The sequence below is a fragment of the Micromonospora arida genome (assembly GCF_042873195.1).
Taxonomy (GTDB): Bacteria; Actinomycetota; Actinomycetes; order Mycobacteriales; family Micromonosporaceae; genus Micromonospora; species Micromonospora arida.
In genome coordinates this window covers 174,640-198,954 of record NZ_JBIALC010000008.1, presented here as the reverse complement: position 1 = coordinate 198,954, position 24,315 = coordinate 174,640, and the positions used below count along the sequence as shown (strand labels likewise).

Annotated in this window: 25 protein-coding genes; 13 read left to right on the top strand and 12 right to left on the bottom strand. The window is 71.0% G+C overall.

Annotated elements, in window-relative coordinates; genetic code table 11:
- Nucleotides 1-49 precede the first annotated feature (49 nt).
- From alr to ung, 4 genes are all read left to right on the top strand, one after another.
- Nucleotides 50-1,168, top strand: a complete 1,119-nt coding sequence (gene alr, locus ACFYP0_RS23560) for an alanine racemase (RefSeq protein ID WP_091402301.1) — start codon at nt 50-52, stop codon at nt 1,166-1,168.
- Nucleotides 1,165-2,268, top strand: a complete 1,104-nt coding sequence (locus ACFYP0_RS23555) for an alpha/beta fold hydrolase (protein ID WP_355502028.1) — start codon at nt 1,165-1,167, stop codon at nt 2,266-2,268. The genes alr and ACFYP0_RS23555 overlap by 4 nt, the downstream gene beginning before the upstream one ends.
- A complete protein-coding gene (gene tsaE / locus ACFYP0_RS23550; protein ID WP_355502025.1) occupies nt 2,265-2,747 on the top strand; it encodes a tRNA (adenosine(37)-N6)-threonylcarbamoyltransferase complex ATPase subunit type 1 TsaE in 483 nt (160 codons plus the stop codon). The genes ACFYP0_RS23555 and tsaE overlap by 4 nt, the downstream gene beginning before the upstream one ends.
- Before the next feature lie 65 nt (nt 2,748-2,812).
- Nucleotides 2,813-3,514 (top strand): uracil-DNA glycosylase, encoded by a 702-nt coding sequence (ung, locus tag ACFYP0_RS23545; RefSeq protein WP_355502022.1) that lies wholly within the window; start codon nt 2,813-2,815, stop codon nt 3,512-3,514.
- A gap of 25 nt (nt 3,515-3,539) precedes the next feature.
- On the opposite strand, the gene ACFYP0_RS23540 is transcribed toward ung, so the two are convergent.
- Nucleotides 3,540-4,244 carry a helix-turn-helix domain-containing protein gene (locus ACFYP0_RS23540; RefSeq protein WP_355502019.1) on the bottom strand — a complete coding sequence of 235 codons (705 nt, stop codon included), beginning with the start codon at nt 4,242-4,244 and terminating at the stop codon, nt 3,540-3,542.
- A gap of 455 nt (nt 4,245-4,699) precedes the next feature.
- Here ACFYP0_RS23540 and tsaB point away from each other — a divergent pair, with 455 nt between their 5' ends.
- The 4 genes from tsaB to ACFYP0_RS23520 are packed head-to-tail and all read left to right on the top strand — an operon-like array spanning nt 4,700 to nt 7,164.
- Entirely contained in the window at nt 4,700-5,377 is a 678-nt protein-coding gene (gene tsaB, locus ACFYP0_RS23535) for a tRNA (adenosine(37)-N6)-threonylcarbamoyltransferase complex dimerization subunit type 1 TsaB (protein WP_355502017.1), read from the top strand.
- Nucleotides 5,374-5,856 carry a ribosomal protein S18-alanine N-acetyltransferase gene (gene rimI, locus ACFYP0_RS23530; protein ID WP_112621757.1) on the top strand — a complete coding sequence of 161 codons (483 nt, stop codon included), beginning with the start codon at nt 5,374-5,376 and terminating at the stop codon, nt 5,854-5,856. The genes tsaB and rimI overlap by 4 nt, the downstream gene beginning before the upstream one ends.
- Nucleotides 5,849-6,895 carry a tRNA (adenosine(37)-N6)-threonylcarbamoyltransferase complex transferase subunit TsaD gene (gene tsaD / locus ACFYP0_RS23525; protein WP_355502014.1) on the top strand — a complete coding sequence of 349 codons (1,047 nt, stop codon included), beginning with the start codon at nt 5,849-5,851 and terminating at the stop codon, nt 6,893-6,895. Before rimI ends, tsaD begins: the two co-directional genes overlap by 8 nt.
- A 14-nt stretch (nt 6,896-6,909) precedes the next feature.
- Nucleotides 6,910-7,164, top strand: a complete 255-nt coding sequence (locus tag ACFYP0_RS23520) for a hypothetical protein (protein ID WP_039906914.1) — start codon at nt 6,910-6,912, stop codon at nt 7,162-7,164.
- Nucleotides 7,165-7,197: 33 nt separating this feature from the next.
- Here the strand turns inward: ACFYP0_RS23520 and ACFYP0_RS23515 are convergent, their stop codons facing one another.
- From ACFYP0_RS23515 to ACFYP0_RS23480, 8 genes are all read right to left on the bottom strand, one after another.
- On the bottom strand, nt 7,198-7,938 hold the full coding sequence (locus ACFYP0_RS23515; protein WP_124860257.1) for a DUF4142 domain-containing protein: 741 nt from the start codon (nt 7,936-7,938) through the stop codon (nt 7,198-7,200).
- A 125-nt stretch (nt 7,939-8,063) separates the two neighbouring features.
- Nucleotides 8,064-8,360, bottom strand: a complete 297-nt coding sequence (locus ACFYP0_RS23510; RefSeq protein WP_355502011.1) for a DUF1707 SHOCT-like domain-containing protein — start codon at nt 8,358-8,360, stop codon at nt 8,064-8,066.
- A gap of 19 nt (nt 8,361-8,379) precedes the next feature.
- On the bottom strand, nt 8,380-9,561 hold the full coding sequence (locus ACFYP0_RS23505) for an ROK family protein (protein ID WP_112737048.1): 1,182 nt from the start codon (nt 9,559-9,561) through the stop codon (nt 8,380-8,382).
- Between the two features lie 22 nt (nt 9,562-9,583).
- Entirely contained in the window at nt 9,584-10,846 is a 1,263-nt protein-coding gene (locus ACFYP0_RS23500) for a sugar ABC transporter permease (protein ID WP_355502009.1), read from the bottom strand.
- Nucleotides 10,843-11,661 carry an ATP-binding cassette domain-containing protein gene (locus ACFYP0_RS23495; RefSeq protein WP_124860263.1) on the bottom strand — a complete coding sequence of 273 codons (819 nt, stop codon included), beginning with the start codon at nt 11,659-11,661 and terminating at the stop codon, nt 10,843-10,845. Before ACFYP0_RS23495 ends, ACFYP0_RS23500 begins: the two co-directional genes overlap by 4 nt.
- Before the next feature lie 116 nt (nt 11,662-11,777).
- Nucleotides 11,778-12,863: a sugar ABC transporter substrate-binding protein gene (locus tag ACFYP0_RS23490; protein ID WP_124860265.1), complete on the bottom strand. Its 1,086-nt coding sequence runs from the start codon at nt 12,861-12,863 to the stop codon at nt 11,778-11,780.
- Nucleotides 12,864-13,042: 179 nt separating this feature from the next.
- Nucleotides 13,043-13,522, bottom strand: a complete 480-nt coding sequence (ybaK, locus tag ACFYP0_RS23485) for a Cys-tRNA(Pro) deacylase (RefSeq protein ID WP_355502005.1) — start codon at nt 13,520-13,522, stop codon at nt 13,043-13,045.
- A 10-nt stretch (nt 13,523-13,532) separates the two neighbouring features.
- Nucleotides 13,533-14,744: a THUMP-like domain-containing protein gene (locus tag ACFYP0_RS23480; RefSeq protein WP_355502002.1), complete on the bottom strand. Its 1,212-nt coding sequence runs from the start codon at nt 14,742-14,744 to the stop codon at nt 13,533-13,535.
- Between the two features lie 259 nt (nt 14,745-15,003).
- On the opposite strand from ACFYP0_RS23480, the gene groES reads away from it, so the two are divergent.
- The 3 genes from groES (at nt 15,004) to ACFYP0_RS23465 (ending at nt 18,831) form a co-directional block, all read left to right on the top strand.
- Nucleotides 15,004-15,318, top strand: coding sequence for a co-chaperone GroES (gene groES, locus ACFYP0_RS23475; RefSeq protein WP_030330046.1), 315 nt, complete (start codon nt 15,004-15,006; stop codon nt 15,316-15,318).
- A gap of 70 nt (nt 15,319-15,388) precedes the next feature.
- The gene (gene groL / locus ACFYP0_RS23470) at nt 15,389-17,029 is read left to right on the top strand and encodes a chaperonin GroEL (RefSeq protein ID WP_355502001.1); all 1,641 of its coding nucleotides are present in this window, start codon (nt 15,389-15,391) and stop codon (nt 17,027-17,029) included.
- 134 nt (nt 17,030-17,163) lie between these two features.
- On the top strand, nt 17,164-18,831 hold the full coding sequence (locus ACFYP0_RS23465; protein ID WP_355501998.1) for a molybdopterin-dependent oxidoreductase: 1,668 nt from the start codon (nt 17,164-17,166) through the stop codon (nt 18,829-18,831).
- Between the two features lie 323 nt (nt 18,832-19,154).
- Here ACFYP0_RS23465 and ACFYP0_RS23460 read toward each other — a convergent pair whose 3' ends face one another.
- Both ACFYP0_RS23460 and ACFYP0_RS23455 read right to left on the bottom strand, forming a co-directional pair.
- Nucleotides 19,155-19,721, bottom strand: coding sequence for a hypothetical protein (locus ACFYP0_RS23460; RefSeq protein WP_386997577.1), 567 nt, complete (start codon nt 19,719-19,721; stop codon nt 19,155-19,157).
- An 800-nt stretch (nt 19,722-20,521) separates the two neighbouring features.
- Complete coding sequence (locus tag ACFYP0_RS23455; RefSeq protein WP_091406539.1) at nt 20,522-20,905, bottom strand: WhiB family transcriptional regulator; 384 nt, start codon at nt 20,903-20,905, stop codon at nt 20,522-20,524.
- Nucleotides 20,906-21,158: 253 nt separating this feature from the next.
- Here ACFYP0_RS23455 and ACFYP0_RS23450 point away from each other — a divergent pair, with 253 nt between their 5' ends.
- On the top strand, nt 21,159-21,974 hold the full coding sequence (locus tag ACFYP0_RS23450; RefSeq protein ID WP_124853421.1) for a helix-turn-helix transcriptional regulator: 816 nt from the start codon (nt 21,159-21,161) through the stop codon (nt 21,972-21,974).
- 143 nt (nt 21,975-22,117) lie between these two features.
- On the opposite strand, the gene ACFYP0_RS23445 is transcribed toward ACFYP0_RS23450, so the two are convergent.
- The gene (locus ACFYP0_RS23445) at nt 22,118-22,537 is read right to left on the bottom strand and encodes a DUF5319 domain-containing protein (RefSeq protein WP_124853420.1); all 420 of its coding nucleotides are present in this window, start codon (nt 22,535-22,537) and stop codon (nt 22,118-22,120) included.
- 186 nt (nt 22,538-22,723) lie between these two features.
- Between ACFYP0_RS23445 and guaB the strand changes: the two genes are divergently transcribed.
- Nucleotides 22,724-24,286, top strand: a complete 1,563-nt coding sequence (gene guaB, locus ACFYP0_RS23440; RefSeq protein WP_124853419.1) for an IMP dehydrogenase — start codon at nt 22,724-22,726, stop codon at nt 24,284-24,286.
- The last annotated feature ends 29 nt before the right edge of the window (nt 24,287-24,315 follow it).

Genomic DNA, 24,315 nt, shown 5'->3' with positions numbered 1-24,315 from the left:
GACGTGCGTCGCCGCCCGCGGTGATCACGGCGGAAAGTAGGCTGGGTGCATGTGGCAGGCCGAGGTACGCGTCGATCTTGACGCCATCCGCGAGAACGTGAGCAGGCTCCGCTCCGGCACCACCGCCGAGTTGATGGCAGTGGTGAAGGCCGACGGGTACGGCCACGGGATGCTTCCGGCCGCCCGCGCGGCGCTCGACGCCGGCGCCGACTGGCTCGGTGTCTGCACCCTCGACGAGGCGCTCACCCTGCGGCGGGCCGGGGTGACCGTGCCGGTGCTGGCCTGGCTGCTCGCCCCCGGGTTGCCGCTGCACGAGGGGGTCACCGCCGGGGTCGACCTGGGCGCGGCCAGCCTGGCGCAACTGGACGAGATGATCGAGGCGAGTCGCCTCGCCGGGCGTCCCGCCCGCCTGCATCTCAAGATCGATACGGGGCTGTCCCGAGGCGGTGCGACAGTCGCCGACTGGCCCGCGCTGCTGGACGCCGCCGCGAAGGCGCAGGCCGACGGCCTGGTCGAGGTGGTCGGCGTGTGGAGCCACTTCGTGTACGCGGACTCGCCCGGCCACCCCACCACCGACCGCCAACTGGCCGTCTTCCACGAAGGGCTGGCCATGGTCGAGCGGGCCGGCCTGCGACCGCGCTGGCGGCACCTCGCCAACTCGGCCGCCACCCTCACCCGCCCGGACACCCACTTCGACCTGGTCCGCCCCGGCCTGGCCATCTACGGGCTGTCCCCGGTGGCCGGCGAGACGTACGGGTTGCGGCCGGCGATGACGGCCCGCGCCCGGGTGATGCTCACCAAGCGGGTGCCCGCCGGCACCGGTATCTCCTACGGGCACGCCTACACCACGGAAGCCGACGCGAACCTGGCCGTGGTGCCGCTCGGGTACGCCGACGGGGTTCCCCGGCACGCGTCCAACACCGGCCCGGTGCAGCTCGGCGGCGTACGCCGGACGATCTCGGGGCGGGTCTGCATGGACCAGTTCGTGCTCGACTGCGGCGACGATCCGGTGGCCGACGGCGACGTGGCGACGCTCTTCGGCAGCGGCGTCGACGGCGAACCGACAGCGGACGACTGGGCCGAGGCGGTCGGCACGATCAACTACGAGATCGTCACCCGGTTCGGCGGCACGCGGGTGCCTCGGGTCTACGACGGCGAGAAACCATGAGTTATCGCATTCCGCGTCCTCGCACGGCCGCTGGCCGGGTCGCCGGGATCGTCGGCGCGGCGGTGGGGGTGGCCGCGGCAGGTCTGGCGGCCGGCGTCGCGACCGAGCGGACCCTGGTCCGCCGGCTCAAGGCCGACCCGGCCGACCGCTACGCGCACGAGACGTTCGACCAGCAGCGGTACGACGAGGCATTCCGCCTGGAGCTGCCGGACGGCACCGACATCCACGTTGAAGTGGTCGAGCCGACCCGGCCGGTGCCGGGTCGACCGACTGTGGTGCTGGTGCACGGCTTCTGCCTGGACATGGGGACGTTCCACTTCCAGCGCCAGATGCTCGCCGCCCGCGGTGACTACCGGATCGTGGCGTACGACCAGCCCGGTCACGGCCGGTCCGGCCGGCTGGAGACCGGGGAGTACGACCTCGCCGTGCTCGGCCGCACGCTGCGCCAGGTGATCGACCGAACCGCCCCGGACGGGCCGCTGGTGCTGGTCGGCCACTCGATGGGCGGCATGACCATCATGGCGTTCGCCGAGCTGTTCGGAGAGCTGTTCGGTGACCGGGTGGTGGGCACCGTTCTGATGGCCACGTCGGGCGGGCTCATCGCGGAGACCAAGCTGGTCGCGCCCGCGCTGCTCGGCCGGGTCGGTGGCCCGGTGCTCTACATGGTCAGCAACGCCACCCGGTACGGAGGGCCGGTGATCGACAAGGCCCGCAAGTCGACGTCGAACGTGGCCTGGTTACTGACCCGCAAGTACGGCTTCGGCACCCGCAAGCCCAGCCCGTCGCTGGTGTCCTACGTGGAAACGATGAACTCCCGGACGTCGGCCGACACGGTGACCCGCTACCTGCGGACCCTGGCCACCCATTCGCGCTTCCCAGCGCTGGCGGCGCTGGCGGCGACTCCGGTGCTGGTGGTGGTCGGCGACAAGGACATGATCACGCCGGTGACCCACTCCGAGGAGATCGTCCGCCGGTTGCCGCACGCCGAGTTCGTGAAGATCAAGGACAGCGGTCACGTGTTGATGTTGGAGCACGCGGACGAGGTCAACGCCGCCCTGGCGCGGTTCCTGGAGTCATTGCAGAGCGTGGAGGAACGGTGAGTCACGTCGTCAAGCTGCCGACCGTCGAGGACACTCGGGACTTCGGCCGGCGGCTGGCCGGGCTGCTGCGCGCCGGCGACCTGGTGCTGTTGACCGGCCCGCTGGGCGCCGGCAAGACCGCGCTCACCCAGGGCATCGGCGCCGGGCTCGGTGTCCTCGGGGACATCACCTCGCCGACCTTCGTCATCGCCCGGGTGCACCGCCCCGATCCGGCCCGGGGCGGCCGGGTGGCGCTGGTGCACGCCGACGCGTACCGGTTGGGTGACGCCACCGATCCGCGCGCCGAGATCGACGACCTGGACCTCGACGCGTCGGTGGACGACTCGGTGACCGTGGTGGAGTGGGGCGAGGGCCTGGTGGAGCAGTTGGTGGACGCGCACCTGCGGGTTCGCATCGACCGCCGCGACGACGACACCCGCATCGTCGAGCTGGACCCGATCGGCGGTGACTGGGCCCGGCGGCTCACCGACCTGGGCTAGGTCGGTGGCTGTCGTACCCGGTGCCTAGAGTGCGGGGGACCGACCCGCGCTGTGAGAGGTTCCCGATGCCCGACGACGCTCCCGCCCTGGATCTGCTGGCCCTGCTGCCGGAGCAGTGGCGCACCGTGCTCACCCCGCACCTCGACCCGGCGCGCACCGCCGCGCTGGGCGACTTCGTCGCCCGGGAATACGCGACGCAGACGGTTTTCCCGCCGCTGGAGGATCTGTTCTCGGCATACCGGCTCTGCCCGCCGCAGGGCACCCGGGTGCTCATCCTCGGGCAGGATCCCTACCACCGGGCCGGGCAGGCACACGGGTTGAGCTTCAGCGTCCGCGACGGTGTGACGGTGCCGCCGTCGTTGCGCAACGTCTTCAAGGAGTTGGGCGAGGACGTGGGCGTCCCCAAGCCGCGCGGCGGCAACCTCGACGGGTGGGCCGCCCAGGGGGTGCTGCTGCTCAACGCGGTGCTGACCGTCCGGCAGGCCACCCCGGGCTCGCACGCCAACGCCGGCTGGGAAGAATTCACCGACGCGACCATCCGGGCACTGGACGCGGCACCGGAGCGGGTGGTCTTCCTGCTCTGGGGTGGCTACGCCCGTAAGAAGGCCGCGCTGGTCACCAATCCGCAGCATGTGGTGCTGGAGGCCGGTCACCCCAGCCCGATGAACCCGCGCGGCTTCCTCGGTAGCCGCCCGTTCAGCGCCGCCAACAAGGCACTCGCCGACGCCGGCCTGCCCACCATCGATTGGGAGCGCACCGCCGGCTGAGCCGGCACTCGGGCCGGCAGTCGGCTCAGCTGTCGCTGGCCAACTGCCGGTTCCGGTACCGGCGTAACAGTTCGGCGGCGCGCGGCTCGCTCAGCTCCAGCTCGACGAGCGGCACCACCTGGTAGGTCCGCCCGCCGTGCCGGACCTCGATGGTCTCGGGCAGTTCGTCGCACATCGTGGCCCTGATCTCCCCGTACCGGGTCGACCACCGGTGTTCGCCCGGCTCCTCCGGCTCCAACCACACCCCGCCGAACTCACCCCAGCGGGCGTTCCACCGCTGGCCGTAGTTCGTCTCCAGCCAGCGGGTGAACGGTTTGGAGTCCTGCCAGCGCAGGGCGATGTCCAGCGCGTCGACCGGCACCGGCGCGCCCTGCAACAACGCCGCGGTGCAACCGGTGATCACCTGCGGGAAGTCGGTGAGCCGGTCCAGCAGCCGATCCAGCCCCAACCCGTCGATCCGCTCGGCGATCGGCCGGGCGGCCAAACCGTCGATCTGGGCGTCGAGGTGCGCGTCCAACGGCTCGACTCCGACGACCAACTGCACGTCCATCGCGGCAAACAGCCGCTCCAGCACCGGGATGGTAGGCGCTCGCTCACCACGTTCGAACCGGACCACCGCCGCCTGGTCGACTTCGGCCAACGCGGCCAACTGACGCTGGCTCAGGTCGCGCAGCTGTCGTTGACGCCGCGCGGCAGCACCGAGCAAGGTGACAAGGCGAGTCGATGACATCCCGGCATGGTGGACCACGGGCGAGATGCCCGCGATCCCGCTGCGGCAGGTCGGCGACTTGCGACGCGTTCCGCGAGCCCCAGAATCGCCGAGCGCATGACCTGGAGGGCCTCACTCCGATGAGCGTGATGTCTGTGAGTCATCACGATGACTCACAGACATCAGGCTGATTAGCGGATGTGGTTCCAGCGCTCGTCCCTGGCTAGGCGTTGGGCCTGGCGGCCAACGGCGGCGGGGCAGTCTGCGGCGGGGCGAGGTCAGGGCGAGGCGGCGCGAGCCGAGCCGAGGTGAGGCTGGGTGGGGCGGCGCACGGTCGGTGCAAGGTCCGGGCGAGAGCGGGCGAGGTCAAGGCGAGGTCAAGGCGAGGTCAAGGCGAGGTCGGGGCGAGGGGCGAAGGCGGGTGGCGGGGCGGGGCGTGACCGGTGTGCTGGGCGGGGCGGCTAGGCTGGCTTACCGTGCTCGTACTCGTGGTGGACAGCTCGACCCCCGCAGTCACCGCGGCGCTGGTGGAGGTCTCGGCAGACGGCGTGGCGTCGCGGGCGCACCGGTGCACGGTCGACGCCCGCGCGCACGGTGAGCTGCTCGCGCCCCAGGTGGATGCGGTCCTCGCCGACGCTGACGCGCGCCCGCGTGACCTGGACGCCATCGTCGCCGGGCTCGGCCCGGGGCCGTTCACCGGGCTACGGGTCGGCCTGGTCACCGCCGCGACGATGGGTCAGGTGCTCGGCATCCCCACGTACGGCGTCTGTTCGCTGGACGCCATCGGTTACCCAGCAGCGTCCGGCGCGCCGGTCCTGGCCGCCAGCGACGCCCGGCGCAAGGAGCTCTACTGGGCCGTCTACGACGGCGCCGGCCAGCGGATCGTCGGGCCCGAGGTGTCCGCGCCGGCGGTCGCCGCCGCGCGCGCCCGCGAACTGGGCGCGACGATCGCGGTCGGTGACGGGGCGCACCGGTACGCCGAGGTCCTGGACCTGCCCGTCCGGGTCGAGCCGCGCTACCCGGACGCGACAGTGCTGGCGTTGCTCGCCGCCGAGCGGATCCGGGCGGGGGCGTCCAGTGAACGGCTCACCCCGCTCTACCTGCGCCGCCCCGACGCGGTGGCGGCGACCGGCCGCAAACCGGTCCTGCCATGACCGCGGTACGGCTCGAACCGTTCCGCTGGTGGCACATCGACGACGTGCTGCCGATCGAGGCGGACCTCTTCGGCGCTGAGAAGTGGTCGCCCGCCATGTTCTGGAGCGAGCTCGCCAACGGGCACCACTACCGGGTCGCCGTCGACGCGGACGGGTCGGTGCTCGGCTACGCCGGGCTCGCCGGCGTTCCGCCGGACGAGGTGTGGGTACAGAACATCGCCGTCCGCCGGGACGCCCAGCGGCGCGGCGTAGGCCGTGCCCTGCTGGAGGAGTTGCTCGCCGAGGCTGTCCGGCGCGACGCCCGCAGCACCCTGCTGGAGGTCGCCGTGGACAACGCCGCAGCTCAGCGGCTCTACGCGACGTACGGTTTCGAGCCGATCGGGGTGCGGCGCGGCTACTACCAACCGAGCAACACCGACGCGCTGGTCATGCGGCGCGACGCCGAGCCGACCGGGGACGGACCACACGACCATGGCTGACGAACCACTGATCCTGGGTATCGAGACCTCCTGCGACGAGACCGGTGTCGGCATCGTGCGGGGCCACACCCTGCTGGCCGACGCGCTCGCCTCCAGCGTCGAGGAACACGCCCGGTTCGGGGGTGTGGTGCCGGAGGTGGCCAGCCGGGCACACCTGGAGGCCATCGTGCCGACCATGGACCGGGCGCTGACCGAGGCCGGTGTCACGCTGGCCGACATCGACGCGATCGCGGTCACCTCCGGGCCGGGGCTGGCCGGTGCGTTGCTGGTCGGCGTCGCTGCCGCCAAGGGGTACGCGGTCGCCGCCGAGAAACCCATCTACGGCGTCAACCACCTCGCCGCCCACGTCGCGGTGGACACTCTCGAGCACGGCCCACTGCCCGAACCCGCCATTGCACTCCTGGTGTCCGGTGGCCACTCGTCCCTCCTACTCGTGGACGACCTGGCCCGGGGCGTCACCCCGCTGGGCGCCACCATCGACGACGCGGCCGGGGAAGCGTTCGACAAGGTCGCCCGGCTGCTCGGGTTGCCGTTCCCGGGTGGTCCGCCCATCGACCGGGAGGCCCGGGCCGGCGACGCCGCCTCGATCGCCTTCCCCCGCGGTCTGACCGCCGCGAAGGATCTCGCAGCCCACCGGTACGACTTCTCGTTCTCGGGCCTGAAGACGGCGGTGGCCCGGTGGGTCGAGGCCCGTCAGCGTGCCGGTGAGCCGGTTCCGGTGGCCGACGTGGCCGCGTCCTTCCAGGAGGCGGTCTGTGACGTCCTGACCAACAAGGCGCTCGCCGCCTGCCGGGCGCAGGGCATCGAGACCCTGGTCATCGGCGGGGGAGTGGCGGCGAACTCGCGGCTGCGGGCGATGGCCGAGCAGCGAGCCGAGAAGTACGGCATCCGGGTCCGGGTACCCCGGCCGAAGCTGTGCACCGACAACGGCGCCATGGTGGCCGCGCTCGGTTCGCACCTGGTCGCCGCCGGGGTCGCTCCGAGCCGACTGGACCTTCCGGCCGATTCGGCACTGCCGTTGACCACGGTCAGCGTGTGACGGGAGCGGCGGACATGATCGTGCGGATGTGGGAGGCGCGCGCCGAGGCGTACGGAGTCGCCGACCTGATCACCTGGGTGTGCGACACCGCCCTGCCCGAGTTGGAGCACGACCCGCTCCACGTCTCCAGCGAGGTCTTCTCCTCCACCGACCACCGCGTGGTGGTGATCTCCAAGTGGCGCAGCAGCCCTCGCCCGCTGCCGGACCCGCCAGCCCTGCTGGTGGCCCGCGCCCCGCACTCCTGGGACTTCACCCAGGTGGACCGGTAACGCGAGCCACCATCCAGGCCGCTGTTTGATCGGTCAGCTGCGGCGCAACATCCGGTAGGTGGCGATTCCGCCGGTGCCCAGCGCGGCGAGGAAGACCAACCAGACGACGGTGCTGCTGACTCCGACCTGCGGGCCGGAGTTGGCGGAGGCGGCGGCCAGGAGCCCGTCCTCACCCGGGGCGGGCAGCGCGGCCGGCGGCAGCTCCGGCCAGCGGACCAGGCCAGTGCTCTCCAGCATCTGCATGTGGTGCATCACGAAGCCGTTGGAGTCGTCGCAGAGCTTGCGGACGGTGGCGTCCCGGGTGCTGGCGCGGACCGCGCCGATCACCGGGAAGATCTTGCCGTGGGCGACCCGGAGCCGGGTGACGAAGATCTGGTCGAACCGAGCGCCGGACGCCTTCTGCATCTCGGCCAGCCAGCCCTTCTGCTCGGCGGTCGGCTCGCTGGGGATTGTCGCGCCCAACTTGTTGGCCGCCTCGACCACGAGCTCGTCGAGCTTCTGGTGCTCGTTGGCGATGCCGGCGCCGATCTCCCGGACCTTCGCCGACTGTCCCTTCTCGGCGGCCATCTGGCCGGCTGGCATCTCCCACAGCCCGGCCAGCCGCACCCCGTTGAGCAGTGTCATGTCGGCGGCGTTGAGCTGCTGGCCACCGGCGGGTGCGGCGACGGCCACGCCGGGCAGGACACCGACCCCCGCGATGACCGCGATGAGCAGCATCGCCGCTCGGTGGGTCCGGGTGCCCAGTCGACGATGGGCGGATCTGAGCGGTGCCATGTCTGTGGTGCCTCCTCGGTCCGGACCGGAACGCGTCTGGACCGGGCAGCCGTACCCTGCCGGTTGCCCGTCCGCCCACTGGTACGTACTGATCGCGTGATCAGTTCATCGCGGAGCGACCCGGATCAGCGGGTGACGGCGAGCAGGCCTCCGAGCAGCAGCAGGGTGAGCGCCGCGGCGGCGAAGACCATCAGCAACTCCTGACGCCCGCGCCCGACCGGGCCGGCGTCGACGGCCGAGTTGGGCAGGGCCGGTAGATCGCGGGTCAGCGCGGCCAGGTCACCGAGGGTGCGCGCCGTCCACACCGCACCGGCCCGATCGGAGAACTCGTCAAGCGTCAGCCGGCCCGCCGCGGTGTGCTGGTGCAGCGCGGCGACCACCCGGTTGCGGTCGTCGTCGGAGGCGCGCAGCTCGACATCCACGCCGGACAGCGTACGCGGATCAGCCCACGTCGAGGGGGTCGGCGAGGAGCCGTTCGAAGGCCAGTTCGGCGGCACCGATCAGGGGCGCGTCCGTACCCAGTTTCGGCGTACGCAGCCGGACGTGCTCCAGGCAGGCGCCGAGCGCGTTGGAGTTGAGCCGGCTGCGGATCTGGGCCGCCGCCGCGAGGTAGAGGTCACGCATGGTCCCGCCGAAGATGACCATCTCGGGGTTGAAGACGTTTACCAGGTTCGCCACGCCGAAGCCGAGCCAGTCGCCGGCCTGGCGGACCGCCGTCTGGGCCCGGGCGTCCCCGCGGTCGGCCGCGTCGAAGACCTCCAGCAGCGCGTCGCGGCCCCGGGCGTCGGAGCGTCCGGCGGCACGCAGCAGGCCGTGCTCGCCGATCTCGGTCTCCCAGCAGCCCCGGGACCCGCACTCACAGGGTTTGCCGTCGCGGACCACCTTCATGTGGCCGACCTCGCCGCCGTAGCCACCGTGCCCGGTCAGCCGGCGGCCACCGGCGATGATGCCGGCACCCACGCCCACGTCGCCGTACAGGTAGAGGACGTTGTCGCAGCCTGCCGCCACACCCCGTGCGTGCTCGGCGAACGCGGCGACGTCGGCCACGTTGCCCACTGTGACCGGTACGTCGATGCCCAACTCGTCGGCGAGGGCCGCGCCGATCGGCTCGTCCACCCAACCGGTGGTGGGGCCGAGTCGGACCAGGCCGTCGTCCCGGCGGACCATGCCGCAGACCGCGACGCCGGCACCGACGCAGATCGCGTCCGCCGGCACCAGCTGCTGCATCTCCTTGACCGCGCCGGCCAGCAGCGGCGCGGCCTCCGCGGCCAGCAGCCCGCGCGGCCGGTCCAGGTCCCGGCGGTCCAGGACCGCGCCACCCAGCCCGATCCGAGCGGCGCGCAGCCGGTCCACCTCCACCGAGTACGCGTACGCGTAGACCCGGGCCGACTCGGGCCGGACGACCAGTGACGGTCGTCCGGCCCGGCCGGTCTCCTTCGGTGCACCTTCGCTGACCAGCCCCACTGCGGACAGGTCGGCGGTGAGCGCGCCGATGGTGCTGCGGTTGAGGCCCAGCGTGGTGGTCAGTTCGGCACGCGTGGTCGCCCCATGGACGTGCACGTGCCGCAGCAGGGCCCCGAGGTTCTGCCGTCGGACGTCATCCTGGCTTGGTCCTGGGCGCATGCTGGTGCTACCTCCCGCGCGGTCAGCGGGTGCCGGTGGCTGCCGCGCGGCGGCGGGAGAGCGCGTCGACGCTGGCGGCGAGCAGCAGCACGACGCCCGTGACCACGTACTTGACTCCCGCGCTGTAACCCATCAGGCCCATTCCGTTTTCGATGACCGCGACCACCGCGCCGCCGAGTACGGCGTCGAGGACGCGGCCCTTGCCACCGAAGAGGCTGGTGCCGCCGATCACCGCTGCGCCGACCGCGTAGAGCAGTACGTTACTGCCCCCGGTGTTCGGGTCGACGGAGTTGGCCCGGCTGGCCGCCACGATGCCACCGATGGCGGCCATCGAGGAGCAGATCACGAAGACCGAGATCCGGATCCGGTCGACGTCGATGCCGGCCCGGCGGGCCGCTTCCCGGTTGCCGCCGACTGCGTAGATGTGCCGGCCGTAGCTGGTGCGTTGCAGCACGAAGGTCCAGATGACCAGCAGCACCACGATGATCGGCACCACGATCGGCACACCCTTGAGTGAGCTGATCAGGACGTTGCGGCTGCGCTCCAGGTTGAGCACGTACACCGCGGTGCCGAGGATGACGGCGAGCCCGACGATCCGCAGCGCCACCACCGCGATCGGGTCGGTGATCAGACCACGGGCAGCCCGCTTGCGGTGACGCAGCAGTTGCACCGCCGCGTAGCCGATGATCGCGAGGGCGGTCAGCCCCCAGCCCAGCGTGGGGGCGAGGTTGCGGTTGGCGATGGCGACCAGCACGTCGTCGCGGACGGAGATGTTGGTGCCCTCTTTGACGAGCAGCAGCACGACGCCCTGGAAGGCGAGGAAGCCGGCGAGGGTGACCACGAAGGACGGGATACCGATCTTCGCGACGAGCATGCCGAGCGTGGTGCCGATGACCACACCGGTGGCGACCGCGGCGAGTACGGCGACCCACCAGGGGTAGCCGAGCACGGTGACCACATTGGCCAGCACCGCCGCGCACACGCCGCTGGCGAAGCCGGCGGAGAGGTCGATCTCGCCGAGCAGCAGTACGAAGACCAGGCCCATTGCGATCAGCGTGACCGCCGCGCCCTGGGTGAAGAGGTTGGCGAAGTTACCGGCCGACAGGAACGACGACGGCCGCATGATCGCGAAGACGGTGCAGAGCACGATCAGGCCGAGTACGGCCGGTAGCGCGCCGACGTCGCCACCGCGTACCCGACTCAGGTAGTTGCGGAAGTGGCCTCCGATGGTCGGCGTCGGTGTGACGGCCGCCGGGCCGTCCTTCCGCACGGCGGTGGTGGTCATCGGACGCCTCCTGAGATCGAGTCGGCCGCCTGCGGGCCGTCGCCGTTGCTGCCCGGGTCGGTGGCGAGGCCGAGCCCGCCCGAGCGCCCGGCGGTGATCAGCTCGACCACCTGGGCGTGGGTGATGTCGGTGGTCTTCACCTGGGCGACCATCTGGCCGAGGTACAGCGCGGCGATCCGGTCGGAGACGGCGAAGACGTCGTTCATGTTGTGCGAGATGAGCACCACGGCCAGGCCGTTGTCGGCGAGGCGGCGGACCAGTTCGAGCACCTGGGCGGTCTGTGCCACGCCGAGCGCCGCGGTCGGCTCGTCCAGGATGACGAGCTTGCTGTTCCACAGCACCGCCTTGGCGATGGCCACGGTCTGGCGTTGACCGCCGGAGAGGCTGGACACGTGCTGGCGGAGTGAGGTGACGGTGCGGATGGAGAGCCCTGCCAGGGTTTCGGCGGCGAGCTGTTCCATGGTCGGCTCGTCGAGGACGATTCCGTTGCGCTTCTCCCGGCCGAGGAACATGTTCTGCACGATGTCCAGGTTGTCGCAGAGCGCGAGGTCCTGGTAGACGACCTCGATGCCGAGTGCGGCGGCGTCGCGAGGGCTGCCGATGTGTACCGGTTCACCGTTGAACAGGAACTCGCCAGCGTCGGTGGGGTGGATGCCGCTGATGCACTTCACCAGGGTCGACTTGCCGGCGCCGTTGTCGCCGACCAGTGCGGTCACTTCGCCCGGGTGGACGGTCAGGGCGACGTCGCGGAGCACCTGGACAGGACCGAAGCTCTTGTCGATCCCGCGGAGTTCCAGCAAGGGGGTCGCGGACACGGGGGGTCTCCTTCTCAAGGGAGGGTAGGGGCCCGTCCGGCGGGCGCCGCCCGGCACGGGAGGGGTGCTCCCGTGCCGGGCGGCGATGGTCGTCCCGGCGGGTGATGCGGCGTCGGTCAGCTGATGCCGGCGTCCGCGCAGAGCTTGGCGTACGCCGCGGTGCAGACCTCTTCCTTGGTCACGTAGCCGTCGGCGATGACGTCCTTGACGGTGTCCTTGTAGATGGCCTTCGGGGTGAGCAGCACCGAGGGGACGTCCCGGTCACCGTCCTTCACCGTCTGGCCGGTGTCCTTCTTCTCACCCTTGGCGAGCGCGATGGCCAGGTCGGAGGCGGCCTTGGCCTCTTCCCGGACCGCCTTGTAGACGGTCATGCACTGGTCACCGGCGAGGATGTTCTGCAGGCCCTCGGTGCTGGCGTCCTGCCCGGTCACCGGCACCTTGCCGTTGAGCTTGTTCTTCTTGAGGATCGAGATGGCGGCGTTGCCGAGACCGTCGTTGGCGGCCAGCACACCGTCGATCTTGCCGTTGGCCTTGGTGAGCTGCTGCTCGAAGATCGTCGCGGCCTGCGCGTTGTCCCACGCCGGCACCGCGTCCTCAGGGCCCTTGACGTATTCCTTGGAGTCGAACTTCGGCTTGAGCACCGAGTCGTAGCCGGCTTTGAACAGGGTGGCGTTGTTGTCGGTGGGGGAGCCGTTCAGGTACGAGACGACCGGGTTCTTGGCGCCCTTTTCGGTCAGGCACTTCGACAGACCCTCGCCCTGGAGCTTGCCGACGGTCTCGTTGTCGAAGCTGACGTAGTACTGGGCCGAGCCACCGAGGGTGAGCCGGTCGTAGTCGATGGTGGCGACGCCCTGCGACTTGGCCTTGTCCAGCACGGCCTTGCCGGTGCCGGAGTCCAGGTTGACGATCATCAGGGCGGTCACGCCACCGGTGATCATCTGGTCGGCGATGGTCTGGAAGGCGGTCTTGTCGTTCTGGGCGTTCTGGATGTCGTACTTGACGTTGGCCGCCTTGAACGCCTCCTCCAGGAACCGGCGGTCCGCCGTTTCCCAGCGGGCCGAGGACTTGCTGTCCGGGAGGATCACGCCGATCTTGGGGGTCTTGGTGGAGGCGGCCTTGTCGCCGGAGTCGTCGCCACAGGCGGTCAAGCCGCCGGTCGTGAGCAGGCCCACGGCGGCGATGGTGAGGATCCCCTTACGCATGTGCAGGGTCCTTTCGGAGGTGGGGGAGGTGTTGTTTTGTTGTGTCCGGCAACGTATTTCGCGTCACACCGGCTCCACAAGACCGCGCAGGTGCATAGTTTGTTGGGAGCGATAACAATTCAGCAACGCGACTGTTACTCCGCGGGTATCCCACGGGGGAGTCGACGTAACGAAGGCCGTCAGTGGGTCTGCAACGGCGCGGTGCGGGCGTCGGTCAGCGCCACCAGATCCGCCGGGGCCAGTTCGAGTTGCAGACCACGCCGACCAGCCGAGACGTAGATCGTCGGGAGATCCAGCGCGGATTCGTCCAGCACTGTGGGCAACCGTCGACGCTGCCCGAGCGGGCTGATCCCACCGCGTACGTAACCGGTGGCCCGCTCGGCGACGGCCCGGTCGGCCAACGCGGCCCGCTTGCCGCCGACCGCCGCCGCGAGCGCCTTGAGATCCAGCTCGCCGGTGACCGGAACGACCGCCACGGTGAGCGCGCCGTCGACCTCGGTCACCAGAGACTTGAACACGCGCTCCGGTGCCACGTCGAGCGCCACCGCCACCAACGCGCCGTAGTTCGGGGCGTCCGGCGCCACCCGGTACGGATGGGTGCGATGCGCGATTCCGCGCTTGACCAAGAGTGCCGTTGCCGGCGTGCCCTGTCCCGCCACAGCGACGAGGCTAGTCGAGATGGCGCCAGTCGACCGGCTGGCCGATCAGCACCGTCGGTGCGCCGTCGACGCGGGTGAGCACCAGACTCGCCGCCGCGTCCCCGGCCAGCCGCAGGTCCCGCCGGAGCTGCTCCGGGGTGAGCGCCGAACCCCGCTTGAGGATCTCCACCCGGCCCACCCGGCGGTCGCGCAGCAGCGCCCGCAGGCGCTTGAGCGAGAACGGCAGCACGTCGGTGATCTCCAGACAGCGCGCGTACGGGGTGCGGATCGGCTGGTCGGCGTAGAGGTAGGCGATGCTCGGATCGCCCAGGGTGGCGTCCAGTTCGGTGGCCAGTTCGGCCACGAGGTGCGCGCGCACCACCGCCGGGTCCGGGTCGTACAGGTAGCGACGCGGCGGCCCGACCGGCGCCTCGGCGGCACCCGAGCCGGTGAGCTCGTGGCGGTGGGCCTCAGCGCCCCGCTGACGGTAGAGGGTTGCGCGGCGGGGCACCTCCGCCAGCTCGCCGCACCAGAGCGCGGCCTCGACCAGGTCGCCGTCCACGCCGACCCACTCCGCCTCCGCACCCGCCGGAATGAGCGCGTGGTCCAGGCCCGGCGCCACCTTCACCACTGTGCGCGGCACCCGCTCGGCCAGCCCGGTCACGAAGTCCCACGGTGGCGAGTAGGCGCGCGGGTCGAAGATCCGCCGCCCGGTGCCGGTGGCGCGGCGGGCCGGATCGCAGAAGACCCCGTCGACCCCTGACACGTCGAACCCGGTCGCGTCGCCGCACTCGACAGTGAACAGCTCGGCCAGGCCCGCCGCCTCGGCGTTGGCGGCGGCCATCGCCGCGGTCACCGGGTCGGCCTCCACGCCGTACACCCGGATGCCGGCGCGGGCGGCGGCCAGCGCGTCGGCCCCGAGCCCGCACCCGAGGTCGGCCAGGGTGCGCACGCCGGCCGCGTACAACCGGGCGGCCCGACGGTCGGCGACCACCCGGCGGGTGGCCTGCTCCAGGCCGGGACGGGTGAGGAACATCCCAGCGGCGGCCGAGCCGAACTTGCCCACCGCCCGGTGGCGCAGCTCGGCCTGGGTCAGTGCCGCCGCGGCCAACGTCGGCGGCACGCCGGTCGCGCGCAGCGCCGACGCCGCTACCAGTGGATCACCGCCGGCCAGGTCGGCCGCCGCCGTGAGCGCGGCCGACCCCTCAGGGGTACGCAGCGCCGCCAGCTGATCGAGATCCACCCCGCCATTGTCCCGGCCCACCCGGAAATCCTGGCTGGCGGGGCGCGACTCGCTGGCACTCTCCTTGACGGAGTGCTAGCCACGGAATAACCTGCGATTAGCACTCTCACCCTGAGGGTGCCAGCTTCCGGGTCTCGCGACCCGGGTGCGCACGCCAGGCGGACCGGCACCCGCGACGACGGCACCGCCCGGTGGCATGAGGCAGATTGACGATGGTCAGCCCCGCTGGCCAGCAACGAAACCAGTACCCCAGGAGGGTATGCCCGTGACTACCGCGACCAAGGTTGCGATCAAGCCGCTCGAGGACCGCATCGTGGTCCAGGCGAACGAGGCTGAGACCACCACGGCGTCGGGCATCGTGATCCCCGACACCGCCAAGGAGAAGCCGCAGGAGGGCACTGTCCTCGCTGTGGGCCCGGGGCGCGTCGACGACAACGGCAACCGGGTTCCGGTTGACGTGCAGGTCGGCGACACCGTCCTTTACTCGAAGTACGGCGGCACCGAGGTCAAGTACGCCGGCGAGGAGTACCTGGTGCTCTCCGCCCGCGACGTCCTCGCGGTCATCGAGAAGTAAGCAACCGATCAGTGCCACTGCCCCGGTCCGGCTCGCCGGGCCGGGGCAATGGCGCTTCGAAGGGACATTAATGGCGAAGATCCTGAGCTTCTCGGACGACGCCCGGCACCTGCTGGAGCACGGTGTCAACGCCCTCGCGGACGCGGTCAAGGTCACCCTCGGCCCGCGCGGGCGCAACGTCGTCCTGGACAAGAAATTCGGTGCGCCGACGATCACCAACGATGGTGTGACCATCGCCAAGGAGATCGAGCTCACCAACCCGTACGAGAACCTTGGCGCGCAGCTGGTCAAGGAGGTGGCGACCAAGACCAACGACGTCGCCGGCGACGGCACCACCACCGCGACCGTGCTGGCCCAGGCGATGGTTCGCGAGGGTCTGCGCAACGTGACCGCCGGGACCAACCCGGCCGGTCTCAAGCGGGGCATCGACGCGGCGGCCATGAAGGTCTCCGAGGCGCTGCTCGGCAAGGCCGCCGAGGTCACCAGCAAGGAGTCGATCGCGAACGTGGCGACGATCTCCGCGCAGGACTCCACGATCGGCGATCTGATCGCCGAGGCGATGGAGCGCGTCGGCCGCGACGGTGTCATCACCGTCGAGGAAGGCTCGATGCTCACCACCGAACTGGACGTGACCGAAGGTCTCCAGTTCGACAAGGGCTTCATCTCGCCGAACTTCGTCACCGACCTGGAGGGTCAGGAGTCCGTCCTTGAGGACGCGTACATCCTGGTCACCACCCAGAAGATCTCGGCGATCGAGGAGCTGCTGCCGCTGCTGGAGAAGGTCCTGCAGAACAGCAAGCCCCTGCTGATCATCGCCGAGGACGTGGACGGCCAGGCGCTCTCCACCCTGGTGGTCAACTCGCTGCGCAAGACCCTCAAGGTCTGCGCGGTCAAGGCCCCGGGCTTCGGTGACCGGCGCAAGGCAATGCTCCAGGACATCGCGATCTCCACGGGCGCCGAGCTGGTCGCCCCGGAGCTGGGCTACAAGCTCGACCAGGTCGGCCTGGAGGTGCTCGGCACCGCCCGGCGCGTCGTGGTCGACAAGGAGAACACCACGATCGTCGACGGCGGTGGCCAGAAGGCCGACGTCACCGACCGGGTCTCCCAGATCCGCAAGGAGATCGAGGCCTCCGACTCCGACTGGGACCGGGAGAAGCTGGCCGAGCGGCTGGCGAAGCTCTCCGGTGGCATCGCCGTCATCAAGGCCGGCGCGGCGACCGAGGTCGAGATGAAGGAGCGCAAGCACCGCATCGAGGACGCCATCGCGGCGACCAAGGCTGCGGTCGAGGAGGGCACCGTGCCCGGCGGCGGCGCCGCCCTGGTGCAGATCCTCTCGGTGCTCGACGACGACCTGGGCTTCACCGGTGACGAAAAGGTTGGCGTCTCGGTCGTGCGCAAGGCGCTCGTCGAGCCGCTGCGCTGGATCGCCCAGAACGCCGGTCACGACGGTTACGTCGTGACGCAGAAGGTCGCCGACCTCAAGTGGGGCAACGGCCTCGACGCCGCCAAGGGCGAGTACGTCGACCTGGTCAAGGCCGGCATCATCGACCCGGTGAAGGTGACCCGCAACGCGGTCACCAACGCCGCCTCGATCGCCGGTCTGCTGCTCACCACGGAGAGCCTCGTGGTGGAGAAGCCGGAGCAGGCCGAGCCGGCCGCCGGCGGCGGGCACGGCCACGGTCACGGCCACCAGCACGGCCCGGGCTTCTGATCCGGTAGCGACACCCGTTCCGGGGCGTACCGCCGTAAGGCGGTGCGCCCCGGCTCGTTCTTGCGTGCTGGTAGGTCATTACCGAACGCTGACGTTGTTGGCGACCGGGCGAGATGATCGCGCACACTGGGCCGATGAGCACCACGTCACGGCGGTACGCCGCGTTGGCCGGAATCACCGCCGCCGCCGTCGCGATCGGGATCGCCGAACCGGTCGCGGTGTTGACCGGTCCCCGGTCGGCGCCCCTGGTCGCGGTCGGCGGTGTCATCGTCGACGCCGTCCCCGAATCGCTGAAGCAACTCGCCATCGACCTCTTCGGCACCGCCGACAAGATCGCGCTGCTGGTCGGCACGGCCGTGTTGCTGGGAGGCTTCGCCGCCCTCTTCGGCGTACTGGCGGTCCGCCGACTGGCACTCGGCCTGGCCGGCATCGCCGCGTTCGGCGCCATCGGCGTGGCCGCCGCGTTGACCCGCTCCGGCGCTGACCTCGCCGACGCGCTGCCGTCCCTGGTCGGCGCCGGTCTCGGCGCCCTGGTGCTCTGGCTGTTCATCGGCGGACCGTTCGAGCTGGACCCCTGGACCTGGTCACCACCCACGCCGTCCGCTGGTCCGGCGTTACCGGGTGGCCCGGTGTCGCCGGGCGAGTCGGTGCCGGTGTCCCCGGCAGGGCCGGTGCCGGTGACTCCCGCCGGGCCGACGGCGGCGGTCGAACCGGTCGGGCCTGCCGAAGTGGACCCGGAGTCGCGGCGGCGTTTCCTCACCGGCAGCGGTGTGCTGCTCGGCACGGCCGTGGTGGCCGGTCTCGGTGGGCGCTGGCTGGCGGGCCGGCGCGGCGTGTCCGCAGCCCGCGACGCGATCCGCCTGCCCGCGCCGGTAGCCCCCGCACCGGCCGTGCCGGCGGGCGCGGACCTCTCACTGACGCAGCTCGCGCCGTACGTCACCCCGAACTTCGGGTTCTACCGGATCGACACCGCGCTGGTGGTGCCCCAGGTCGACCCGGACACCTGGCGGCTGCGGATCCACGGACGGGTCGGTAGGGAACGCACCTACAGCTACGCGGATCTGCTGGCCCGACCGCTGGTCGAGCGGTACGTCACGCTGGCCTGCGTCTCCAACGAGGTGGGCGGGGACCTGATCGGCAATGCCCTGTGGCTCGGCGTACCCCTGCGGGAACTACTGGACGAGGTCGAGCCGGACGACGACGCCGACCAGGTGGTCGGCCGGTCGGTCGACGGCTGGACCTGCGGCACCCCCACCGCCGCGCTGCGCGACGGACGGGACGCGCTGCTGGCCGTCGGGATGAACGGCGAGCCGCTGCCGGTCGAGCACGGCTTCCCGGTCCGAGTGGTGGTGCCGGGTCTCTACGGCTACGTATCGGCCTGCAAATGGGTGACCGAACTGGAGCTGACCCGATTCGCCGACTTCGACGCGTACTGGGTGCCACGCGGCTGGTCCCCCCAGGGCCCCATCAAGACCCAGTCCCGGATCGACACGCCCCGGGGGCGTAACCGGCTGACCGCCGGGCCGGTGACCGTCGCCGGGGTGGCCTGGGCGCAGCACCGGGGCATCCGTCGCGTCGAGGTACGCGTCGACGACGGCCCGTGGCAGGAAGCCGCGTTGGCCCCGACCGTGTCGGTGGACACGTGGGTGCAATGGTCCTGGCGCTGGGACGCCACCCCGGGCGAGCACCGGCTCCAGGTCCGCGCGACGGACGCGACAGGTGAAACCCAAACCGAACGTACCCAGGATGTCGTCCCGGACGGCGCCACCGGCTGGCACACGGTCACCGTCACCGTCCGCTGATCCACGCCATGGCGTCGCCGCCCGGGCTGTGTCCGTGACCGGTGTCCGCGACCTGCCTTGCGGCTTCCCGCGACTCTCCTTCGGGTGGGCGGGCCGGCCGGTTGACCGGTGGTACCCCAGACCGTGCATGCAGATCTTGGACACTTTCCGTTAGCGCCGGACGGAAAGTGTCCAAGATCTGCGGACTCAGAGCACAGAAACGCCGCTGGCCGGCACCCCGGGTAGGGGGTGCCGGCCAGCGGTCGGTGTCGCGCGGTGGTCTTGCTGCCATGCGGTGGTGCGGTGGTGCTGGTCTTCGGTGGTGTTGTGGGTGCTGGTGCGGGTCAGCTGTTCCAGTACTGGCCGACCATGTCGGTGGCCTGCTGCTCCCACTGGGCGTAGGCGTCCGGGTAGGCCGACACCTGCACGGTCTGGGCGGCGTCGGTCAGGGGCATGTCCTGCCACCCGTCGACCTGCTTGAGGCCCTTGAGGAACGCGGTGGTGGAGTAGGCGGGGTCGGTGATCTGCTCCGGCGTACCCCAACCCGAGCTCGGGCGCTGCTGGAACAGGCCCAGCGAGTCGTGGTCGTTCTTGTCGCCGAGGTGGCCGAGGTTCTCCAGCTTCGACTCCTGCAGGCTCGTCGCGATCGAGATGACCGCGGCCCGCTCCGGCAGACCGGCCTTCTTCGTGGCGGCGATGATCGCCTTGACGTTGGCGCTCTGCTCGTCGTTGAGGGTGATGTGGGACTGCTCGCCCTGCGGCTTCGGCGCGGCCGACTGCACGGCCACCGCGACCGGCTTGGCATCCACAGCCGGGGTGGCGGCGTGGGCGGCGATCGGGCCGGCGAACACACCACCGGCGAACGCGAGACCAGCAACAGACAGCATGCTCTTACGGAAGATCGTGTTCATGAGGGGTAGCTCCTTCGGGGGTAGAACACCCGACCGCCAAAAAGGGGGACGGCGGCAGGGTGTGAGCACCTCGTCCGGCGCTGCACGTACAAGGGGGGAAGTTTGGGGGGTGACACCCGGTGTCGGGCGTCGGGTCGGCGACCTGGCGAGCCGGGGGGCTCGCGGCGCCGGGTCCCTGTGTAACGACCCGGGGGGCCAGGTCATTCCGGGGTGGCCCACCTACCGGCACCCTCATCGTGGCGGTGCCTGCGGTCGTTCGCGGGGGTTGTAACGACCGGGGGGCCGAGGTCATTCCGGGGTGGCCCACCTACCGGGCACCCTCATCGTGGCGGTGCCTGCGGTCGTTCGCGGGGACTGTAACGACCGGGCGGAGGCTGGCATTCCCACCTGCGCGACCAGGCCCCCAAGGGGTCCGGTGGCGGGACGGTGGTGCTGCGATCGTCAGGGTATGTAACGACCCCGGCCCGGCCATGATTCCGGCCCACGAGTGCGCCCGGTCACCGGACAAAGGCCGCGTACCTCGCAGCAGCCTAACCCGTGTGCCCAGCCCGAATGCCCCAGACCGGACAAATCTCCAGGGGCCGTCCCTGCTTGCCCCTCGCGACCAGACACTCAGCTTGATCCACTCGGGGTCATTGAAAATGGGGTGTCCAGACCGGCAGGATGCCCCGACATCAAGGAACTCGTGTTGATCACGGCCTTGCGGCGGCGGGGCTGATGGTCGCTTGAACCGCATGAACGGCACGAAACCGCGCCCCCGAGTGAGGGCGCGGTTTCGTGGATGTTGGGGACGCCTCGGGTCAGGCGACGTTGCGTTGGGCCGGGACGGTCGACTTGTGCGGGCGGCCCAGGCGGGCCTCCAGCCGTGCGACGTCGACCCGAGCGTGCCGGCGGTCTGCCAGGTCCTCCCAGCCGACGGCGAGCAGTCGCAGGCGCTCCGACTCGCTGAAGCCACCCCACACGCCGTACGGCTCCCGTACCGACAGGGCGTGGGCGGCGCACTCGGCGCGAACCGGGCAGGCGCGGCAGACCGACTTGGCGGCGGACTCACGACGCAGCCGGGAAGAACCACGCTCACCGTCGGGGTGGAAGAACTGGGCGCTGTCGCGCCCTCGGCAGGCACCGAGTCGCTGCCAGTCCCAGAGATCGACGATGGGTCCGGGCAGTCTACGTACGTTCGACATCAGCACCCCTCCTCCCGCGCGGCTCCGCGAGAATCCTTATGGCCGGCATCCGGGCGGCGGGCCGCGCAGGCGCACCGTTCCCGGCCTGGATCTCCCGGTACCCGGGCTGTCGTCAACTCACACGTCTGTGATCGAAAACGTCCGAGAAATTGCGGCTTTTGCCCTATCTGTCGGAAAAGTTCGAAGGATTGCCGGGAACCTCCTCCCCAGCCGACCGCGTCATGGTCTGCTCGTTGGCGGAGAGGAGACCACAGTGCGTACCGTTCTTGTGTGCGTTCGGACACCACTCGCGGCCCAGCACCTTACTTCTGCTGCGGCGCGACTGGGGTTGTCCGCGATCGTTCGTACCGCCGTCTCTGATCCCGAGGTGATGCTGCGGCTGGCCGAGCGACCGGCCGACGTGGTCCTGGCCGACACGGCCCTCACCCGGCCGGACAGCGCCGGCTTCGTCCGCCGGGTGTTGGCGCGTGCGCCGCAGGCGGCGGTGCTGCTGCTCGGCACCGAGGAGTCCGAGGCCGCGGCGGCCACCATCAGCGCCGGTGCCCGAGGGCTCATCCAGAATGTCGACCATGACCTGACCAGCGCGGTGGCGAAGGCGCTACTGCTGCTCACCGCGCCCGGCCGAGCTTCCCGGCAGCGGATCACCGATCCGGCCCGCGACGCGGCGGCGGTGGGTGGTTCCGGCCGCTCCGGGCCGTCGCCGCGTGGTTCCGGTGAGCCCGGCTGGGCGGCCACGGCCGCCGACGGGCCGGCCGGGGTGGCGTCGGTGCCGGTGCAGCGGGGCGACGACGAGGCGGAGGCTGGGGCCGGCGAGTCGCCGGCGCAGACCGACCCGGGCCGTCCCGCCCCGAACGCCCGACCCAGTCGGGCGTCGATCGGCCTCACCGAGCGTGAGCTTCAGGTGCTGCTCGGCATGGCCGAGGGTAAGAGCAACGCGGAGATCGGCCGGGAGCTGTTCGTCTCGGAGGACACGGTCAAGACGCACGCCCGCCGGTTGTTCCGCAAGCTTGGCGCCCGGGACCGGGCCCACGCGGTGGCGGCAGGCTTCCGCGCCGGTCTGGTCGCCTGACATACGCGCCGCGCGGCAGCAGGGCATCCGGGAACGCGCGGCAGCAGGGCATCCGGTACGCGCGGCAGCAGGGCATCCGGGAATGCGCGGCAGCAGGGCATCCGGGAACGCGCGGCAGCGGGGGCACCCGCCGCCCGGCGGCGTCACCTGGTGGCGGTCGGGGCGCCCGGCTCGTCCTCGGTGCCCTCGGACAGGGTGTCGTGCACCCCGTCCGCGTACCCCCGGGCGTAGTCCCAGGTCACGTAGTGATCCGGGTCCGGGTCGTAGGCGGGTTCGTGCACCCGGGGCCGGCCCGAGTTGAGCAGGTGCCGCAGGTTGCCGCGGAGCAGGTCCCAGTCGAAGTAGTGCGGCTCGCGACAGTCCTCGCATTCGATCACCAGCCCGCGAACCCCGATCGGGGCCAGCAGAGCCTGGTAGATCTCCAGGTCAGCGAGGTCTTCCAGCACATCCTGCCGCTCGACGTCGGTCAGCGGATCCGGCGTCGCGTCATCGCCCGGGTCATCCAGACCCGCGGTCGGATCGGCCGGGTCGCCATTGAACGGGTCGATGGGCTCGTCGTGCACCCCCTCACCGTAGACCCAACGCGGCGCGAACGTCCGCCCCCCGGCCTCCGCGCCGGCCCGGCCTGCCACGGACGGGTCGCCCAGCTCACTGGGTACGATGAGGCAACGTGCCGGCACCGTGGCGCGCTCCGGTGCCCGCCCGCGCCACCTCGCTCAAGCCCATCCGAGCAGCTCAGGGGAGCAATCGTGGAAAATTCGCCCAGCACCGATCTTCCGGCCGGCGTCGAGCACGCCGACCTGGGCGGCCACCTGCCCGAGCTGCCGGCCGGCTCCGCCAGGGTGGTTCCGCTCGGCCTCACCTTCGACGACGTGCTGCTTCAGCCGGGCGAGTCGGACGTGGTGCCCAGCCGGGTCAACACCCGGACGAAGCTCACCCGCAACATCGAGTTGTCCATTCCGCTGCTGTCCAGCGCGATGGACACGGTGACCGAGGCCCGGATGGCGATCGCCATGGCCCGCCAGGGCGGCATCGGCGTGTTGCACCGCAACCTCTCGATGGAGGACCAGGCGCTCCAGGTCGACCTGGTCAAGCGCTCCGAGTCCGGCATGATCACCAACCCGGTGACCGCCAGCCCGGACGACACGCTGCGCGAGGTCGACGAGCTGTGTGGGCGTTACCGCATCTCCGGCGTTCCGGTGGTGGACGGCGACGGCCAGCTGGTCGGCATCGTCACCAACCGGGACATGCGTTTCGTCTCCGAGCCGAACACTCCGGTTCGCGAGATCATGACCCACACCCCGCTGGTCACCGCGCGGGTCGGGGTGAGCAAGGACGACGCCCTGGCGCTGCTGCGTCAGCACAAGGTCGAGAAGCTGCCGATCGTCGACGACTCGGGCCGGCTGCGTGGCCTGATCACCGTCAAGGACTTCACCAAGAGCGAGCAGTACCCGGACGCCAGCAAGGACGACGCCGGCCGGCTTCGGGTCGCCGCCGCCATCGGTGTGGGCGAGGACGCGTACAAGCGGGCCCGTGCCCTGGTCGACGCGGGCGTCGACGTGCTGATCGTGGACACCGCGCACGGTCACCAGCGGGCCGTGCTGGACATGGTCCGCCGGCTCAAGGCCGACGTGGCGGTCGACGTCATGGGCGGCAACGTGGCCACGTACGCCGGCGCGAAGGCGCTTGTCGACGCCGGTGCCGACGGCGTCAAGGTGGGCGTGGGGCCGGGCGCGATCTGCACCACCCGGATCGTCGCCGGGGTCGGCGTGCCGCAGGTGACCGCGATCATGGAGGCGGCCCGGGCCGCTCGCCCGGCCGGCGTGCCGGTGATCGGCGACGGCGGCATCCAGTATTCCGGCGACATTGCCAAGGCCCTGGTGGCCGGCGCCGACACGGTGATGCTCGGCAGCCTGCTGGCCGGCTGCGAGGAGAGCCCCGGTGAGCTGATCTTCGTCAACGGCAAGCAGTTCAAGACCTACCGCGGGATGGGGTCGCTCGGCGCGATGCAGTCCCGGGGTCAGGCCAAGTCGTACAGCAAGGACCGCTACTTCCAGCAGGACGTGCTCAGCGACGACAAGCTGGTCCCCGAGGGCGTGGAGGGTCAGGTGCCCTACCGGGGGCCGCTGTCCCGGGTGGCACACCAGTTGGTCGGCGGGCTGCGGCTGGCCATGGGGTACGCCGGTGCGGAGAACATCCCCGATCTGCACCGCCGGGGCCAGCTCATCCGGATCACCGCGGCTGGTCTGAAGGAGAGCCACCCGCACGACATCCAGATGACCGTCGAGGCGCCCAACTACCACACCCGCTGATCCAACACCCCCAACCACCTGGAGTCCCC